The sequence below is a fragment of the Nonomuraea sp. 3-1Str genome, from assembly GCF_031570565.1.
Taxonomy (GTDB): domain Bacteria; phylum Actinomycetota; class Actinomycetes; order Streptosporangiales; family Streptosporangiaceae; genus Nonomuraea.
In genome coordinates, this window is the sequence record NZ_JALHBK010000025.1 from 20,057 (window position 1) to 37,370 (window position 17,314).

General features: G+C 71.6%; 16 protein-coding genes. 11 read left to right on the top strand and 5 right to left on the bottom strand.

Going from position 1 to position 17,314, the window contains the following annotated elements:
- Positions 1-102: 102 nt before the first annotated feature.
- Both MTP10_RS31090 and MTP10_RS31095 read left to right on the top strand, forming a co-directional pair.
- Complete coding sequence (locus MTP10_RS31090) at positions 103-1,035, top strand: SDR family oxidoreductase (protein ID WP_310713708.1); 933 nt, start codon at positions 103-105, stop codon at positions 1,033-1,035.
- Position 1,036: 1 nt separating this feature from the next.
- Positions 1,037-1,873 carry a MaoC/PaaZ C-terminal domain-containing protein gene (locus tag MTP10_RS31095; RefSeq protein WP_310713709.1) on the top strand — a complete coding sequence of 279 codons (837 nt, stop codon included), beginning with the start codon at positions 1,037-1,039 and terminating at the stop codon, positions 1,871-1,873.
- A 7-nt stretch (positions 1,874-1,880) separates the two neighbouring features.
- Here the strand turns inward: MTP10_RS31095 and MTP10_RS31100 are convergent, their stop codons facing one another.
- Entirely contained in the window at positions 1,881-2,522 is a 642-nt protein-coding gene (locus tag MTP10_RS31100) for a TetR/AcrR family transcriptional regulator (RefSeq protein ID WP_310713710.1), read from the bottom strand.
- 143 nt (positions 2,523-2,665) lie between these two features.
- On the opposite strand from MTP10_RS31100, the gene MTP10_RS31105 reads away from it, so the two are divergent.
- On the top strand, positions 2,666-3,835 hold the full coding sequence (locus MTP10_RS31105) for an acyl-CoA dehydrogenase family protein (protein WP_310713711.1): 1,170 nt from the start codon (positions 2,666-2,668) through the stop codon (positions 3,833-3,835).
- 1 nt (position 3,836) lies between these two features.
- The gene (locus MTP10_RS31110) at positions 3,837-6,023 is read left to right on the top strand and encodes an acetate--CoA ligase family protein (protein WP_310713713.1); all 2,187 of its coding nucleotides are present in this window, start codon (positions 3,837-3,839) and stop codon (positions 6,021-6,023) included.
- A 114-nt stretch (positions 6,024-6,137) separates the two neighbouring features.
- Here the strand turns inward: MTP10_RS31110 and MTP10_RS31115 are convergent, their stop codons facing one another.
- Together MTP10_RS31115 and MTP10_RS31120 are read right to left on the bottom strand one after the other, a co-directional pair.
- Positions 6,138-7,265, bottom strand: a complete 1,128-nt coding sequence (locus tag MTP10_RS31115) for a thiolase C-terminal domain-containing protein (protein WP_310713714.1) — start codon at positions 7,263-7,265, stop codon at positions 6,138-6,140.
- A complete protein-coding gene (locus MTP10_RS31120; protein ID WP_310713715.1) occupies positions 7,262-7,681 on the bottom strand; it encodes a Zn-ribbon domain-containing OB-fold protein in 420 nt (139 codons plus the stop codon). The genes MTP10_RS31115 and MTP10_RS31120 overlap by 4 nt, the downstream gene beginning before the upstream one ends.
- Positions 7,682-7,827: 146 nt before the next feature.
- Between MTP10_RS31120 and MTP10_RS31125 the strand changes: the two genes are divergently transcribed.
- From MTP10_RS31125 to MTP10_RS31155, 7 genes are all read left to right on the top strand, one after another.
- Complete coding sequence (locus MTP10_RS31125; RefSeq protein WP_310713717.1) at positions 7,828-9,183, top strand: MFS transporter; 1,356 nt, start codon at positions 7,828-7,830, stop codon at positions 9,181-9,183.
- 209 nt (positions 9,184-9,392) lie between these two features.
- Positions 9,393-10,043 carry a hypothetical protein gene (locus MTP10_RS31130; RefSeq protein ID WP_310713719.1) on the top strand — a complete coding sequence of 217 codons (651 nt, stop codon included), beginning with the start codon at positions 9,393-9,395 and terminating at the stop codon, positions 10,041-10,043.
- Positions 10,044-10,151: 108 nt separating this feature from the next.
- Positions 10,152-11,141, top strand: a complete 990-nt coding sequence (locus MTP10_RS31135) for a LacI family DNA-binding transcriptional regulator (RefSeq protein ID WP_310713721.1) — start codon at positions 10,152-10,154, stop codon at positions 11,139-11,141.
- Between the two features lie 94 nt (positions 11,142-11,235).
- A complete protein-coding gene (locus MTP10_RS31140; RefSeq protein WP_310713723.1) occupies positions 11,236-12,600 on the top strand; it encodes an extracellular solute-binding protein in 1,365 nt (454 codons plus the stop codon).
- Between the two features lie 5 nt (positions 12,601-12,605).
- Positions 12,606-13,484: a sugar ABC transporter permease gene (locus tag MTP10_RS31145; protein ID WP_310713726.1), complete on the top strand. Its 879-nt coding sequence runs from the start codon at positions 12,606-12,608 to the stop codon at positions 13,482-13,484.
- The gene (locus MTP10_RS31150) at positions 13,481-14,410 is read left to right on the top strand and encodes a carbohydrate ABC transporter permease (protein ID WP_310713729.1); all 930 of its coding nucleotides are present in this window, start codon (positions 13,481-13,483) and stop codon (positions 14,408-14,410) included. The genes MTP10_RS31145 and MTP10_RS31150 overlap by 4 nt, the downstream gene beginning before the upstream one ends.
- A 2-nt stretch (positions 14,411-14,412) precedes the next feature.
- Positions 14,413-15,939, top strand: a complete 1,527-nt coding sequence (locus MTP10_RS31155) for a glycoside hydrolase family 13 protein (protein ID WP_310713732.1) — start codon at positions 14,413-14,415, stop codon at positions 15,937-15,939.
- 37 nt (positions 15,940-15,976) lie between these two features.
- On the opposite strand, the gene MTP10_RS31160 is transcribed toward MTP10_RS31155, so the two are convergent.
- Together MTP10_RS31160 and MTP10_RS31165 are read right to left on the bottom strand one after the other, a co-directional pair.
- Positions 15,977-16,411 (bottom strand): cupredoxin domain-containing protein, encoded by a 435-nt coding sequence (locus MTP10_RS31160; protein WP_310713734.1) that lies wholly within the window; start codon positions 16,409-16,411, stop codon positions 15,977-15,979.
- Positions 16,412-16,525: 114 nt separating this feature from the next.
- Entirely contained in the window at positions 16,526-16,975 is a 450-nt protein-coding gene (locus tag MTP10_RS31165; RefSeq protein ID WP_310713736.1) for a hypothetical protein, read from the bottom strand.
- Positions 16,976-17,314: the final 339 nt, after the last annotated feature.

The following is a 17,314-nucleotide window of genomic DNA, read 5'->3' on the forward strand; positions in this document are numbered from 1 at the left end:
CCTCGACGACTCCACGGACCGGGCGGCCGCTCGCCCTATCCGATTCTAGATCGCGATACTAGAATCGAATTCTGGACGACGAGCCGGTCGAAGGAGTGTCGTATGGGCGGGATCGCGGAAGGCCGCGTGGTGATCGTCACGGGGGCCGCGCGGGGGATCGGGCGCGGCCACGCGCTGGAGTTCGCGCGTCAGGGGGCCAAGGTCGTCGTCAACGACCTCGGCGCCGAGGTGGACGGCACGGGCTCGTCCCCGGGCCCGGCCGGAGAGGTCGTGGAGGAGATCAGGGCGATGGGCGGCGAGGCCGTCGCCGACGGCGCGGACGTCTCCGACTTCGAGGGCGCGCGGCGGCTGGTCACGTCGGCGGTCGAGCGGTTCGGCGACCTGCACGTCCTGGTCAACAACGCCGGCATCCTGCGGGACCGCATGCTGGTCAACATGACGGCCGAGGAGTGGGACGCGGTGATCCGGGTGCACCTGCGCGGGACGTTCGCGCCGCTGCGGCACGCCTCCGCGTACTGGCGGGCCCGGAGCAAGGCCGGCGAGCGGGTGGAGGCCGCCGTGATCAACACGACGTCGTCGTCCGGCATCTACGGCAACCCGGGACAGGGCAACTACGGCGCCGCCAAGGCGGGCGTCGCGGCGCTGACGATCATCGCGTCGCAGGAGCTCGCCCGCTACGGCGTGACCGTCAACGCGGTGGCCCCGGCGGCGCTGACGCGGATGACCGAAGGGCTCGGCGGCCCCCGGCGGCCCGTCGAGGGTCCGTTCGACCCGGCGGACCCGGACAACGTCGCGCCGCTGGTGGTCTGGCTGGGCAGCGCGCGTGCGCGGGAGGTCACCGGGCGGGTGTTCAACGTGCTCGGCGGGCGGATCAGCGTGGCCGAGGGCTGGCACGCGGGGCCGGGCGTGGACAAGGGCGCCCGGTGGGACCCGGCCGAGCTGGACGACGTCATCCCCGCCCTGGTCGCCAAGGCCGCGCCCAACGCGCGGACCGACGGCCGCGTCCCGGCCGGCCCGCGGGGCGGTGAGGGCTGACATGCCGATCGATCACAGCCTGGTCGGCGTCGAGAGCGGGCCGTACGAGCGCTCGTGGACGTCCCGCGACACCCTCCTGTACGCCCTGGGCGTCGGCGCGGGCACCGGCGAGCTCGCCTTCACCACCGAGAACTCGGCCGGGACCCCGCAGCGGGTGCTGCCGACGTTCGCGGTGCTGGCCGCCCAGGCGCCGGTCGCGCGCAGGCTGGGCGACTTCCACCCGGCCATGCTGGTCCACGCCGAGCAGGCGTTCGAGCTGCACCGCGAGCTGCCGGCCGAGGGCACGGTGGCCGTCACCTCGCAGGTGACCGGCGTCTACGACAAGGGCTCGGGCGCGCTGGTCACCAGCGAGGCCCGCGCCGTCGATCCTGGCGGCGAGCCGCTGGTCACCAGCCGCAGCGCGGTGTTCATCCGGGGCGAGGGCGGGTTCGGCGGCGACCGGGGGCCACGCGAGGAGTGGACGGCTCCCGGCCGGGCGCCGGACCACCGGGTGACCTGCGCGACGCGGGCCGACCAGGCGCTGCTCTACCGCCTGTCGGGAGACCGCAACCCGCTGCACTCCGATCCCGCGTTCGCGGCCAGGGCCGGCTTCCCCCGGCCGATCCTGCACGGCCTGTGCACGTACGGGATCACCGGGCGCGCCCTGCTGCACGCGGTCGCCGGCTCCGACCCGGCCAGGTTCGCCGGCATGTCGGGACGGTTCAGCAGCCCGGTCTTCCCGGGCGAGTCGCTGACCGTGTCGATCTGGCAGGACGGTGACGAGGTGCTGTTCCGGACGGCCAAGGACGACGGGACGGTGGTGCTCGACCGGGGCAGGATGGCGCTGCGGCCGGGCTGACCCCGCCTCAGGCCTCCGGACCGGCAGCGGGGGCGGGGGCGGTGAGCGGGTCGAAGCGGCGGATCAGCGCGACGGCGGCCTCGACCACGTCCCTGGCCTCGTCCTCGCTGTCGCAGGTGGCCACCTCGCGGGCGGCCTCGCCGATCACGCTGGTCAGCACCGAGACCGTGAGGCGGCCCATCGGGGTGTCGCCCGCGCCGAGCAGGACGGCGTTCTGCCGGACCCACTCCCGGCCGCGGGTGCGGCGGATCAGCTCGAAGCCGGGCGGCCCGTCGCCGTCCATGAACAGCATGGCGAGGTCGCGCCGCGCCCACGACCCTTCGAGGAACGCGCGGGCGCCGGTGATGAACAGCTCCACGGGGTCGCGGACGCCCGCCTTCTTCGCCGCGGCCACGCTGGAGGCGGCGGCCTCCTCGTGGGCGGCCTGGTGCTCCTCGAACAGCGCGAGGAAGAGCTCGGTCTTGCCGCCGAAGTGGTGGTAGAGGCTGCCCACGCTGGAGCCGGCCCGAGCGACCACGTCGGAGACGTTGGCGTCGGCGAAGCCGTGCTCGGAGAAGACCTCGCGGGCCGCCTGGAGCATGCTCCTGCGGGTCTGGGCGGTACGGCTCCACTCCCACGACCCGCCCTTGCCCGTGGACCTGCGCGCCATGGTGGCTCCTTCGCGGTGCGGGGACTCCCCATCGTACTCCACACAGTTCTAGAATTACATTCTAAAAGCGGGGTTGACATCACCGATGTGCGGGACCAGTCTGGAATCGATTCCTAGAGGATGATTCTAGAAAAGGTTGGGGCATGGACTTCTCGCTCAGCACCGAGGAACGGCAGATCCGCGACACCATCCGCTCCTTCATCGAGAGGGAGGTCATGCCGCTGGAGCCGGAGGTCCTGCGCAACGAGCGTGCCGGCCGGCCGGGTCTCGACCCCTCCGTCCTGCGCGAGCTGCGGCTGAAGGCCAAGCGGATGGGCTTCTGGGGCATCAACACCCCCGAGGAGTACGGCGGAGCCGCCCTGGGCCCGGTCATGTCCGCGATCATCGCGATGGAGACCGGCCGCACCTTCGTGCCGTTCAGCTTCGGCGGCTCGGCCGACAACATCCTCTACGCCGGGGACGAGGAGCAGAGGCGGCGCTACCTGATCCCGACGATCGAGGGCGAGCGCCGTTCCTGCTTCGCCATCACCGAGCCGGGCGCCGGGTCGGACGCCCGCAACATCCGCACCCGCGCGGTCAGGGACGGCGGCGACTGGGTGATCAACGGCGAGAAGACGTTCATCACCGGCGGCAGCGAGGCCGACTTCGTGATGGTGTTCGCCGTGACCGACCCGGACAAGGGGGCGGACGGCGGCGTCACCTGCTTCCTCGTCGACCGCGACATGGGATGGAAGTCCGAGCCCATCCCCACCATGGGGCAGTGGGGGCCGGCCGCCCTGGTCTTCGAGAACGTCCGGGTGCCGGAGGCGAACGTCCTCGGCGAGGTCGGCAAGGGCTTCGAGCTGGCCATGCAGTGGATCGGCCAGGGACGCTACCTCATCCCCGCCGGCGCCATCGGTGCGGCCGAGCGGATGCTCCAGATGGCGATCGACTACGCCAGGATCCGCACGTCCATGGGCCACCCCATCGCCGACTACCAGGCGATCCAGTGGATGATCGCCGACTCGCAGGTGGAGATCGAGGCCGCCAAGTGGCTCACCCTCTACGCCGCCTGGCGGGTGCGGGAGGGCCTGGACGCCCGGCACGCCTCGTCCATCGCCAAGCTGAACGGGGCCGTCATGGCCAACCAGGTCGTCGATCGCGTCCTGCAGATCCACGGCGGGATGGGGTACACCAAGGAGCTGCCCGTGGAGCGGTGGTACCGGGAGCTGCGCCTGCTGCGCATCTTCGAGGGCACCGACGAGATCCAGCGCCGCACCATCGCCCGTAACCTGATCAAGGGTCACGCGCGGCTCGCCACGATCGGGGAGTGAGATGCCCGTCGCACAGCTGTTCAACCCGCGCTCGATCGCCCTGGTGGGGGCGACCGACAAGTCGGGCTGGTCGATCAGCACGCTGCTGAACCTGCGCACGCACGGGTTCACCGGCGAGGTGTACCTGGTCAACCCGCGAGGCGGCGTCGTCCACGGCGAGCCGGCTCACCGGAGCCTGTCCGAGGTGCCCGGCCCGGTCGATCTCGCCTACGTGATGGTGCCGACCACGGCCGTCCTGCCCGTGCTGCGCGAGGGGGCCGCGGCGGGCGTCACCAGCTACGTCGTCCTGACCGCGGGCTTCGGGGAGGCGGGGGAGGAGGGCGCCCGGATGGAGACGGAGATCGCCGCCTTCGCCCGGGACAACGGCCTGACCGTCCTCGGCCCGAACGGCAACGGCTTCATCAACGCCGCCGCCGGCATCACCCCGTACGGGCTGCCCATCCCGTCGCCGCTGCTGCGCGGCTCCGTGGGCGTGGTGCTGCAGAGCGGCGCGCTGGCCAGCTCCGTCCTCGGCTTCGCCCAGGCCCGCAACGTCGGCGTCAGCCTGCTCACCTCGATGGGCAACGAGTCCACGCTGACCGTCACGGACGTCGTCGACTACCTCGTGGACGACCCGGCCACCAGGGCCATCGCGCTGTTCCTGGAGTCGGTGCGCGACCCCGGCGAGTTCTCTCGGGTGGCCCGGCGGGCGCTGCTGGCGGGCAAGCCGATCGTCGCGCTGAAGATCGGCCGCAGCGGGCTCGCCTCGCGCACCGCCCAGGCCCACACCGGCGCGCTGGTCGGCGACGACAACGTGATCGACGCCGCCTTCCGCGGGCTCGGCGTCATCCGGGTGCGCTCGCTGGAGGACCTCATCATCACCGCGGGGCTGCTCGCCGAGGTGGGCCCGCTGCCGGGGCCGAGACTCGGCGTCGTCACGCCGTCGGGCGGCGCGTCGGAGATCATCGCCGACCGGGCGGAGGACGAGGGGCTGGAGCTGCCGCCGTTCGCCCCGGAGACGGCCGCCCGGCTGGAGCGGATCCTCCCGGCCTTCGGCACCGTGCAGAACCCGCTCGACGTCACCGGGTACGTGCTCGTCGACCGGACCCTGCTCGCCCGCGCCCTGGAGGCGGTGACCGCCGACCCGGGCATCGACGCCGTCGTGCTGCTGTCCGAGCCGCCCCGCCTCGCCCCGGCCCACCCCGCGCCCGTCCTCGCCGCGTACGCGGCCAGCGCCAAGCAGATCGCGGGCTCCCCGCTGCCCGTCGTGGTGATGGGCAACGCCCTGGTCGACGTCACCGAGTTCGGCCGGGCCGTCCAGGAGGAGACCGGCTTCCCGCACGTCGTGGGCGGGATCGAGCACGGCATGCAGGCCATCGGCGCGGCCGTGCGATGGTCGGAGGCGCGCCGCGCCGCGCTGGCCGCCCCGGTCGCGGAGCGGCCCGTGTCCGGTGACGGCGTGTCCGGGGACGCCGTATCCGAGGCCGCCGTGTCCGGGGACGCCGTCTTCGAGGGCGGCGTGCCCGCGGAGGCGGCGAGCGCGAGCGGCGTGTGGGCCGAGCACCGCGCCGCGGCCCTGCTCTCCGCCGCGGGCATCCCCGTGGTGCCCTCCGAGCAGGCGTACGAGGAGGAGGCCGCGGTCGCGGCGGCCGGCCGGTTCGGCTACCCGGTGGTGCTGAAGGCGTCGGCGGAGGGGCTCGGGCACAAGAGCGACATCGGCGGGGTCCGGCTCGGCCTGACCGGCCCGGAGGAGGTCCGCGCCGCCTTTCGGGAGATCGTCGCCGCGGTGCGGGCCGCCCCTGGCGCGGGGCACGCCGGTGGTGCCGTGGGCGTGCTCGTGCAGCCGCAGCGGCGCGGGGGAGTGGAGCTGCTCGTCGGCGTGGTGCGGGACCCCGGCTGGGGACTCACGCTGGCCGTCGGCCTCGGCGGCGTGTGGGTGGAGGTGCTGCGCGACACCGCGCTGCGGCTGCTGCCGGTGGACGCCCGCGAGGTGCGCCGGGCCCTGGGGGAACTGCGGGGCGTCCGGCTGCTGGAGGGCGCCCGCGGCGCGGAGCCGGCCGACCTCGACGCGGTCGCGGCCGTGGTGGCCCGCGTGGCCGCGTACGCGCAGGCCCTCGGACCCCGCCTCGAAGCCCTGGAGATCAACCCGCTGCTGGTCGACGGCTCGCGGGTGGAGGCGCTGGACGCCCTGGTGACCTGGCGCGAGTGAAACGCGGCGGCTCCGCGCCGACCGGCCGGGGACGGCGACCCTGCCGCCGTCCCCGGCCGGCTCGCGCGAGGGTCCGGCTGTCACCGCGGCCGGACCCTCGCGCGGACGCCGCCGTCACGGCAGCCGGTTGGCCAGCACCAGGGTCGCGGCCGAGGCGAACATGCCGCCGTTGCCGAGCACCACGCTCACCTCGGCGCCGGGCACCTGCGCCGCGGCCTCCCCGCGAAGCTGGCGCACCGACTCCTGGATGGCGAACATGCCGTACATCCCGGTATGGGTGTAGGACAGCCCGCCGCCGTTGGTGTTGAGCGGCAGCCGCCCGCCCGGCGACGTGTGGCCCTCGGCGATGAACGCGCCCGCCTCGCCGCGCTTGAGGAAGCCGAGGTCCTCCAGGCCGTAGATCGGGACGTGGGCGAACGCGTCGTAGATCATGAGGTGGTCGACGTCGCCGTGGGAGACGCCCGCCTCGGCGAACGCCGCCTCCCCCGACAGGCGGAAGCCCTTGGAGGTGGTGAGGTCCTCCATCTGGGAGACGATCGGCGAATCGGCCGACTCTCCGGAGCCGAGCAGGTGGACCGGCCGCCTGCGGGCGCGCTCCTCGGAGGTGACGACCAGCGCGCCGCCCCCGTCGGTGACCAGGCAGCACTCCAGCAGATGGAACGGGTAGGCGACCAGCCGCGAGGCGAGCACGTCCTCCACCGTGACCAGGTCGCGGTACATGGCGCGCGGGTTGAGGTGCGCCCACCGCCGCTGCGCGACGGCGACCTCGGCGAGCTGCTCGTGCGTGAGCCCGGTCTCCTTCATGTACCGCAGCGCGGTCAGCGTGAACGCCGTGGACGGGCCGGACACGCCGTACGGCAGCTCGAACTGGCCCATCAGCGAGTCCCGGCCCAGCGCCGGGTATCCGGCGCCCACCCGGGAGCGGCCCGACTCGCCGTGCGTGATCAGCACCGTGTGGCACTGGCCGGCCCGGATGGCCGCGGCGGCGTGCCGTACGTGGAAGAGGAACGACGACCCGCCCACGCCCGTGCCGTCGAGCCAGGCCGGGGTGATGCCGAGGGCGTGGGCGATCTGCACGGGGCCCGGCACGCCGACGGTGGCGACGCCGTCGATGTCGTCCTTGGTCATGCCGGCGTCGGCGAGGGCGTTGCGCGCGGCCTCCAGATGGAGCGCCAGGGTGGAGTGGGCGGGCAGCCTGCCGACCTCGTCGGTCTCGGCCGCCCCCGCGATCACGATGTTCATCGGGCGGCTCCGGCCGGCTGGAACAGCGGGACCGCCATGTCGCCGCGCTGCTCGAACACCACGCGCAGCTCCATGTCGAGGGGCAAATTCTCCGGAGTGATCTCCACGCCGACGATGTTGGTCATCATCCTGACGCCCTCCTCCAGCTCGACGAGGGCGATGGCGTACGGCCCGTCGTCCTCGAAGCCGGGCGCCGGCCGGTGGTTGATCACGTAGGACACCAGCGTGGCCCGGCCGCCGGTGGTCACCCATGCGACGTCGCCGGAGCCGCAGTGCGGGCAGGCCGGCCGTGGATAGAAGTAGTGCCGCTTGCAGCCGCGGCAGCGCTGGACCCGCAGCTCGCCCCTGGCCGTTCCGTCCCAGAACGGCTGGGTCTCCGGCGTCGGCTTGGGGACGGGTTTGCGTGAGGCGGTCATCGTGCTCCTGCTCGTGAGAGAGAAGTGCCAGAAGCAGATTCTAGAACGTACATCTAAAATTGGCGAGGGCTCACAGCCCCTTGACGGGAGGCGTGCGGCGACGGACCATTCGTGGAAACGAATTCTAGAGCTTGCTTCTAGAACTCATGGGCGAGGGGACATCCCACCAGAAAGGCGTGTTCATGGGCCTGTTCTCCGTACGCGAGCTCGACGAGTACCCCACCGGCGCCCGCCGCATGAAGATCCTCACCATGGCGGTCCTGGCCGTCCTCATCGGTTCCTACGAGGCGCAGATCGCTCCGGTGGTCCCGCTGCTGCTGAAGGACCTCGACATGTCGCTCGCCACGTACGGGGCCGTGTCCGGCGCCGCGGCCGTCTCCGGGGCCGTCGCGTCGGCCCTGGGCGGCAGGCTGACCGACCGGGTCGGCCGCGTGCGGCTGCTGGTGCCGCTCATGTTGGTGACCGCCCTCTGCTGCTTCGCGATGACGCTGGTGCACAGCCCGCGCGACCTGCTGATCGCCAGGATCGCGCTGGCCTTCGTCGACGGCGTCGCCATGGCGAGCACGGCGCCGCTGGTCCGCGACTTCTCCCCCCGCCTGGGCCGGGCGCAGGCGTTCGGCTTCTGGTCCTGGGGCCCCGTCGGGGCGAACCTGCTCGCCTCCGCCGTGGCGGGCTGGACGCTGCCCGTCTTCGGCGACTCCTGGCGCTCGCAGTTCGTCATCATGGGCTGCTTCTCGCTGGTGATCTCGCTGGTGATCGCCTTCAACATCGCCGACCTCTCGCCCGAGCTGCGCGCCCGCATCCAGCACTCCGAGCACGACGCCGCCCACGTCGTCGACCTCACCCGGCCGTCCCGGGTGCGGTCGCTGTTCGCGGACCGCGCCATCTGGGCCCACGTCGTCGGCATCTCGCTGTGGCTGGTGCTGTTCCTCACGCTCACCCTGTTCGGCCAGGTCATGCTGGTCGACTCCCTGGGCATGAGCGCCGCCCAGGCGTCCACGGTCATGGCCGCCTTCTGGAGCCTCAACCTGCTCACGCTGATCGTCTTCGGGCGCGTCTCCGACCGCACCCGGACGCGCAAGCCCTTCGCGCTCGGCGGGACCGTCGCGGCGGTCCTCGTCACCGCCTACCTGGCCCACGCCCTCGGCGGCGGCGACGTGCCGACCGGCACGCTGATGATCGCCGGGGCGCTGCTCGGCGGCTCGCTCGGCGTGGCCTACGCGCCCTGGATGGCCAACTACTCCGAGGACGCGGAGGACGTGGACCCCAGGCTCCAGGGGACCGCGTGGGGGCTGTTCGGCTTCCTCACCAAGGCCATCGCGGTCGTCGGCCTGCTGGTCATCCCGCGCGTGGTCGAGGCGACGAGCTGGCAGACGTGGCTGCTGGTCTGCCTTGGCTGTCTCGTCCTGTTCATCCCGGCCGTCTTCTTCTTCAACGGCCCCTGGCGCCGCCCCGCCACCGGCGTGGCCGGCGTGACGTCCGTACCCGTCGAGGCCGACTGACCGGCGCCGCACCGGCCGGTCCCGCGCCGGCCGGTGCCGGCCAGTGCGGCCCAAGCCCGGACCAAGTGGGCCCCAAGCCCGCCTTCCTACCGTGAGAAGAGCGAGACGCCCGGAAGGGACGGTGACCCCGATACCCCCCGGACGTCGACCGTGCTCCCTCCGCGCCACCGGATCCCCGGGGCGCGACCGTTACGGAGGAAGGAATCGGAATGATGTCGAACCACGCACGCATGGGAGTGGCCGCCGTGCTGACGGCCGCGGGGCTTCTGGGGCTCTCCGCTCCGGCGCACGCCGCGAACGGCCTCGCCGCGGACACCGGAGAGGTGACGGGTACGGTGTCGAACCTCTCCTCGGCGCGTGCCCAGGGCAAGGGGTACGTGCTGGCCAAATGTCCCTCGACCATGCCGTACATCAAGGGCACCAGCGCCACCACCAAGACCGGGAATCAGGAGGACCTGTCGTACGGCCACTACGACGACTTCTGGCAGTCCATCCCGGACGGCAGCGCGCAGGCCGCGAAGGTCAACTTCCACAACTCGCAGACGTACGCCGAGGAGAGCAAGTACGGGCCCGTGGTGGTCACGGTCACGCTGACGCTGACGTGCTCGAACGTGAAGCCCGCCGGGCTGCCGAGGCCGCAGTTCAAGCAGAGCGTCTACGTCAACGGCCACTCGTACGGCAACCTGCAGGTCACCTGCCCGGCCAACTACCCGACGGCCCTGGAGGCCATCGAGAATCACTCGTACTGGTTCACCTCCTACGGGACCACCGTGTCGGGCAGCATGGGCGCGGCGACCTGGTACAACAACGACGAGCTGGTGTTCGGGATGGCCGACCTGACGGTGGCCTGCGGCCCCTGACCCGGACGGCTTCGCGCCCCGCCCGGATGTGCCCGGGACGTTCCAGAGGCATGTCGGGTCTACGTAAGTGCTTGCAAATATTTGCGTGATTCGCCGTATAGTTTGCGCATGACGCGACGACTGGCAGACGTGGCCAAGAAGGTCGGGGTGAGCGAGGCGACCGTGAGCCGCGTGCTCAACGGCAAGCCCGGGGTGTCCGGCGCCACCCGGGAGGCCGTGCTGACCGCGCTCGACGTGCTCGGCTACGAGCGGCCCACCCAGTTGCGCGGCGACCGGGCCCGCCTGGTGGGGCTGGTGCTGCCGGAGCTGCAGAACCCGATCTTCCCGGCCTTCGCCGAGGTCGTGGGCGGGGCGCTGGCCCAGCAGGGGTTCACCTCCGTGCTCTGCACCAGGACGGTCGGCGGCGTCTCCGAGGCCGACTACGTCGACCTGCTGCTCCAGCAGCAGGTCAGCGGCGTGGTCTTCGCCGGCGGCCTGTACGCCCAGGCCGACGCCTCGCACGGGCACTACGAGCTGCTGCATGAGCGCAAGCTGCCCACGGTCCTGGTGAACGCGGCCGTGGAGCGGCTGGACTTCCCGCAGGTGTCCTGCGACGACGTGGTGGCCGCCGAGATCGCCTTGGCCCACCTGCGGGCGCTCGGTCACGAGCGCGTCGGCCTGCTGCTCGGCCCGAAGGACCACGTCCCGTCGCGCCGCAAGCTGGACACCTTCCAGGCGGGCGGCGGCGACCCGGCGCTGGTGGAGCACACGATGTTCTCGCTGGAGGGCGGCCACGCGGCGGCCGCCCGGCTGGTGGCGCGCGGCGTGACCGGCGTGATCTGCGCCAGCGACCTGCTGGCGCTGGGCGCGGTCCGGGCGGTGCGGCGCGCCGGGATGTCCGTGCCCGCCGACGTCTCGGTCATCGGCTTCGACGACTCGGCGCTGATGAACTGCACCGACCCGCCGCTCACCACCGTGCGCCAGCCGATCGACGCCATGGGACGGGCGGCCGTGGACCTGCTGGTCGCGCAGATCGACAAGGCCGTGGTGCCCGCCGACGAGCTGCTGTACGAGCCGGAGCTGGTGGTCCGGGCGTCCACGGCCCGCGTACGTGCGTGACGGAGTCGTTATCTTGCAATAGTCCGTCGAGATATTGCAGTGCACGGTCGGCGATCCTATGGTGTGGGCACCTCGCACCAGAAGGGTCGAACCCATGCAGACATTCACCGGGCAGAAATCGGCAGCACTCTTACTGGCCACCGCGCTCACCCTCTCGGTCACGGCGTGCGGCGGCGGAGAGCCCGCCGAGCCCGGCCCCGGCGGCGCCGCGCCGGTGACGATCACGGTCGCCTGCCAGCCCGCGAAGTCCGCGCCCAAGGAGCGCGCCGCCTGGGACGACGACATCGCCGCGTTCATGAAGGCGCACCCGGGCGTGACGGTCAGGAGCACCGACCAGCAGCCGTGCTTCGACCCCAAGACGTTCGGGCCGAAGCTGGCGGGCGGCCAGATGGAGACCGCCTTCGTGGTGCCGGTGACCAACTACGCCGACGTCATCGGCAAGGGCCAGGCGCTGGACGTCTCCCCGTACACGGGCCTGATCAGGAACTGGAACGACCTGCGCGCCGACGTCCGCGAGCTGGTGACCAAGGACGGCAAGGTGTACGGCGTCCCCAACGTCCACTACAGCGTCGGCCTCGTCTACAACCGCAAGCTGTTCACCCAGGCCGGGCTGGACCCGGACAAGCCGCCCGCCACCTGGGCCGAGATCCGCGAGGCCGCCAAGAAGATCGCCGGCCTGGGCCCCGGCTACGTCGGCTACGGCGAGTACTCCGGCGGCAACACCGGCGGCTGGCACTTCACCCAGGCCCTCTACGGCCGCGGCGGCGCCGTCCTCACCGACGACGGCAAGAAGGCCGCGTTCAACTCGCCCGAGGGCCGCGCCGTCCTGCAGAACCTGCACGACATGCGCTGGACCGACGACAGCATGGGCAGCCGGCTGCTGGTCGGCTGGGAGTCGCTGATGATGGCGATGGGCAGCGGCAAGGTCGGCATGATGCTCGGCGCCCCCGACGTGGTCACCGACGTCGTCAACAAGTTCAAGGGCAACGTCGCCGACTACGGCATCACCGGCTTCCCCGAGGCCAAGGCGTCGCTCAGCGGCGGCGAGGCGTTCATGATCAACCCCAAGGCCACCCCCGAGCAGGCCAAGGCCGCCCTGCAGTGGCTCGACTTCCGCTACAACACCGTAGGCAAGGGACGCTTCGACTTCGCCCGCGGCAAGACCCTCGGCAACCCCGTCGGCGTGCCCGACAACGACGTCTACGGCGGCTCGCCCACCGGCAAGGCCATCCAGGCCGACCGGGAGAAGAACGCCACCCTGCCGGTCGCCAACTACGCGCCGTACGTGGCCGCCGCCTCCTCCGTGCCGCCCAAGGCCGAGCCCGCCCACGCCCAGGAGCTGTACGCGATCCTCGACGTGGTCATGTCCGGAGTGCTCAGCCGCCGCGAGGCCGACCCCGGCAAGCTGCTCGCCGACGCGGAGGCCAAGGCCAACGCGCTGCTGGCCGCCAAGGGCTGACCCGCGTGGGAGTCCTGAGACGCAACCTCACGGCCTACGGGTTCCTGTGCGCGGCGCTGGCCTGCTTCGCGGTGTTCGCCTGGTACCCCATGGTCAGGGAGTTCGTGCTGAGCTTCCAGCGGACCAACCTGGTCGATCCGCCCAGCTGGGTGGGCCTGGACAACTTCCGGGCGGTCTTCCAGGACCCGGCGTTCGGCACCGCGTGGCTCAACACCGTGCAGTTCACGGTGCTCGCGCTGGTCTGCGGCTACGCCGTGCCGTTCGTCACCGCGCTGGTCCTCAACGAGCTCCGTCACGCCCGGGGCTACCTGCGGTTCGTCGTCTACCTGCCGGTCATGCTGCCGCCGATCGTGGCGGTGCTGCTGTTCAGGTGGTTCTACGACCCGGGCCCCGGGCTGTTCAACCAGCTCCTCGACCTCGTCCACCTGCCCCCGCTGGCCTGGCTGGACTCCTCCTCCACCGCCCTGATCTCCCTCGTGCTCGTCTCGACGTGGATGAACATGGGCAGCGCCACGCTCATCTACCTGGCGGCCCTGCAGAACATCCCGCCCGAGCTGTACGAGGCGGCCGAGCTGGACGGGGCCGGCATCCTCGCCCGGATCAGGCATGTCACGATCCCGCAGACCCGGCTCATCCTGCTGCTCATGCTGATGCTGCAGATCGTGGCCACCATGCAGGTCTTCATCGAGCCGTACATGCTGACCGGCGGCGGCCCGGAGAACTCCACGGTCACCGTCGCCTACCTGATGTACCAGTTCGCGTTCACCTACGGCGACGGCTACGGCCAGGCGGGCGCGCTGGGCATGATGCTCATGCTGGCGCTGCTCATCTTCGCGGCCTTCCAGCTCCGGCTCACCCGTGACGACCGGGGGGAGAGCGCATGATCTCCATCGGCGCCCGCACCTCCGCGGGCCGGGCGCGCGGGCGGAACCGGCCCAAGCCGATCGAGGTGCGCTTCCGGACCATCGTCTCGCCGCAGCAGCTCAACAGCCGGTGGGGGCGGCGCGTCTACTGGGCCGTCCTGCTCACGGTGCTGGCCGGCTCCACGCTCGCGTTCGTCTTCCCGCTGTACTGGATGGTCACGGGCGCGATGAAGACCGGCGAGGAGCTCGCCCGGATGCCGCCCACCGCGGTGCCGGAGGCGCCCACGCTGGACGCCTTCGCCGAGGCCTGGGAGCTGTTCGACATCGGGCTGCTGCTGCGCAACACCGCGTTCTACGCGCTGGGCGGATGGCTGTTCTCGATGGCGGTGGACGTCTGCGCGGCCTACGCGCTGTCGAAGCTGCGCCCGGCGTTCGGCAACGTGGTGCTGGGCGCCATGCTGGCGACGCTCATGGTCCCGCCCATGGTGGTGCTGATCCCGCTGTACGTCACGGTCGCCGACCTCGGGCTGCTCAACGACCCGTGGGGTCTGTGGCTGCCCGCGGCGGCCAACGGGTTCAACATCTTCCTGCTCAAGCGCTTCTTCGACTCCATACCGAGGGAGCTGATCGAGGCGGCGCGCATCGACGGCGCCGGGCCGCTGCGGGTGCTGTGGTCCGTGGTGCTGCCGGTGTCGCGGCCGATTCTCGGCGTGGTCTCCATCTTCACGATCGTCGCCTCGTTCAAGGATTTCGTCTGGCCGTTGCTGGTCATGACCGAGAGCGACAGGATGACCGTCAGCGTCGGCCTGTCGCAGACGGCCGGAGCGGTGTCACAGAACGCGATCATGGCCGGGCTCGTCATCGCGAGTGTCCCGACGATCATCGTGTTCTTCTTCTTCCAACGGCACATCATGGCGGGCCTGACCGCCGGAAGCATCAAAGGATGAGCATGTCGCGAACGTGGTGGCGGGGGGCCGCGATCTACCAGGTGTACCTGCGCAGCTTCGCCGACGGCAACGGTGACGGCTGCGGGGACCTGGCCGGGCTGCGCTCCCGCCTCGGATACCTCAAGGACCTCGGTGTCGACGCCCTCTGGCTGAACCCGTGGTACCCGTCGCCGATGGCCGACGGCGGCTACGACGTGGCCGACTACCGGGACATCGAGCCGGTCTTCGGCACCCTGGCCGAGGCGGAGGCGTTCGTCGCCGAGGCCCACGAGCACGGGATCAGGGTCATCATCGACGTCGTGCCGAACCACGGCTCCACCGCCAGCGCCTGGTTCCAGGAGGCGCTGGCCGACCCCCGGACCAGGGACCGGTTCTGGTTCCGGGACGAGCCGAACGGGTGGTCGTCGATCTTCGGCGGGCCGGCGTGGACGCGGGTGCCCGACGGGCAGTGGTACCTGCACCTGTTCGCCCCGGAGCAGCCCGACTTCAACTGGGACAACCCGGAGGTGCACCAGGAGTTCGAGGACGTGCTGCGCTTCTGGTTCGACCGGGGCGTGGACGGCGTCCGCGTCGACTCGGCCGCGCTGCTGTACAAGTCGGACGACGCGTACGAGGACCTGGACGGCGTGCACGAGGTGTACCGGCGCTGGCGCCGGATCGCCGACGAGTACGGCGAGCGGGTGCTGATCGGCGAGGTGTGGCTGCCCGACCAGGAGCGCTTCGCCCGTTACCTGCGGCCCGACGAGCTGCACACGGCCTTCAACTTCGACTTCCTGTCCTGCCCCTGGGACCCGGCGGAGCTGCGCCGGGTGATCGACCTGACGCTGGCCACGCACGTGCCGATCGGCGCCCCGCCGACGTGGGTGCTGTCCAACCACGACGTCACCCGCCCCGTGACCCGGTACGGCCGGGCCGACACGGGCTTCCAGCACGGCGGCCGGCTGCACGGCAGCCCCACGGACCTGGAGCTGGGGCGGCGCCGGGCCAGGGCGGCGGCGCTGCTGGCGATGGCGCTGCCCGGAGGCGTCTACGTCTACCAGGGCGAGGAGCTAGGCCTCCCGGAGGTGGAGGACCTGCCCGACGAGGCGCGGCAGGACCCCATGTTCGCCAGGTCGGGCGGCGCCAACCCCGGCCGGGACGGCTGCCGCGTGCCGCTGCCCTGGTCGGGGGAGGAGCCGCCGTTCGGCTTCGGCGGGCCTGACCCGTCCGCCCCGCCCTGGCTGCCGCAGCCGGAGGGCTGGCGCAAGCTCACGGCGCAGGCGCAGCTCGCCGACCTGGACTCGATGCTCACCCTCTACCGCACGGCGCTGCGCCTGCGCCGTGACCTGCTCGGCGACGGCACGCTGACCTGGCTGCCGCTGAGCGAGGACGTGCTGGCCTTTCGGCGCGACTCGGGCCTGGTGTGCGTGTCGAACCTGGGCCCGGTCCCGGTGCCGCTCCCGCCGGGCGAGGTCCTGCTGGCCAGCGGCTCCGTGGCGGGGGGAGCGCTGCCGCCCGACACGACCGCCTGGCTGGCCCCGCCCGTGTGACGACCCGCTCGTGTGACGACCCGGCGCGGGTGACGTGTCAGCGGACGTCGAAGGCGGTGTCCATGCCCAGGGCCCGGTGGTCGTCCACCGGGCACCACACCTCGTAGCGCCCCGGCCGGAGGGTGACGGTGAGGAACGTCCGCTGCCCGGGTGTGATCGTCCCCGACCGCCTCGCGCCGCTGATGCCGGGGCCGGCGATCGCCATGGCGTGCGGCGACTCACCCTCGTTGCTCAGCCTGAACGTGTAGGAGCCGGACGTCAGGTCGTGCCGGGGCAGGGTGAAGGAGAAGTCGTCCATGGTCACGTCCACCGTGGTGACCTCGGCGGCGGCCGTGGCGGGCACCGGGGACCGGGGCGGGGCGGCGGACCACTCGTGGCTCCCGCCGCATCCCGCCAGCCCCAGCAGCACCGCGGCCGCGGCCGCGGCCGCCGCGAACGTCGCCGGCCCCCGCCGGCGGCTGCTCCCGCCCATCGAGAACCTCCCCCCGTGTAGGCGGCCCTCTCCTCCTACACGGATCGGCTCGCGTCCCGGTTCACCGTACGCGGGGCGCATGACGCCCCCACCCGGGGCAGGGGAGTCGCCTGCCTAACAGGAACGGCTCGGCGACAATTTCTTGGTGGCGGAATAGAGGCCCGCCGCGCCGGGATTCCCGTCCGCGTAGGTCCAGGTCGCCCAGGCATACGTCATGTACTTGTAGCAGATCCTCTCCGGGACGGGATGTATCCATTTCTGAACGTAACCGGTCCGCGAGACGGCCACGGTTCCCCAGGAGACGGACTTCTTGTCCGCCACGTACCACCCCGATTTGAACTGATACAGCTTCACGCCGACACGAACGTTACGCACCCGGCCCTTACAGCTCGCGGAGTTGGTGGCCACGACGCTGTAGTGGCTTTTCACGCTGGGGGTGAACGGCACGACCGAGCAGCCCGACTTCGCCGCCATGGCGGGCGCCGGCGAAAGAACGGACGTGGCGGTGGCCGCCGCCACAGCCACCGTGACAAGCCCCCGCGACAGACGCGATCTCCTGGTCATGACCAGCCTCCTTTTCGGCATTGCAGACTCGTTTCTGCACCTGGATGTGTTCGTTCGCATTCGCCTGTGGACCGATGAGAGGCAGCCTGCCGGAAACAGCGGCCGATCAACAGCCTTTGCATCTGCATGCAAATAGCCAGGAACAGTCGCTGACATCCGCACCGTGCCCCGCACCAAGGCCGCACCTGTGAGCCGCCGGCAGTGCGGCATGGCGACTGCGGGGCGTGGCCGCTACCAGGGAATTTGCATCCAGATGCAAACAATTGCTCCCTCATTGGCTCATGCCGAAAATGGTCGCGTATCGAGATCATCGGCACTCTCGGGGACGTGACGTGCGTG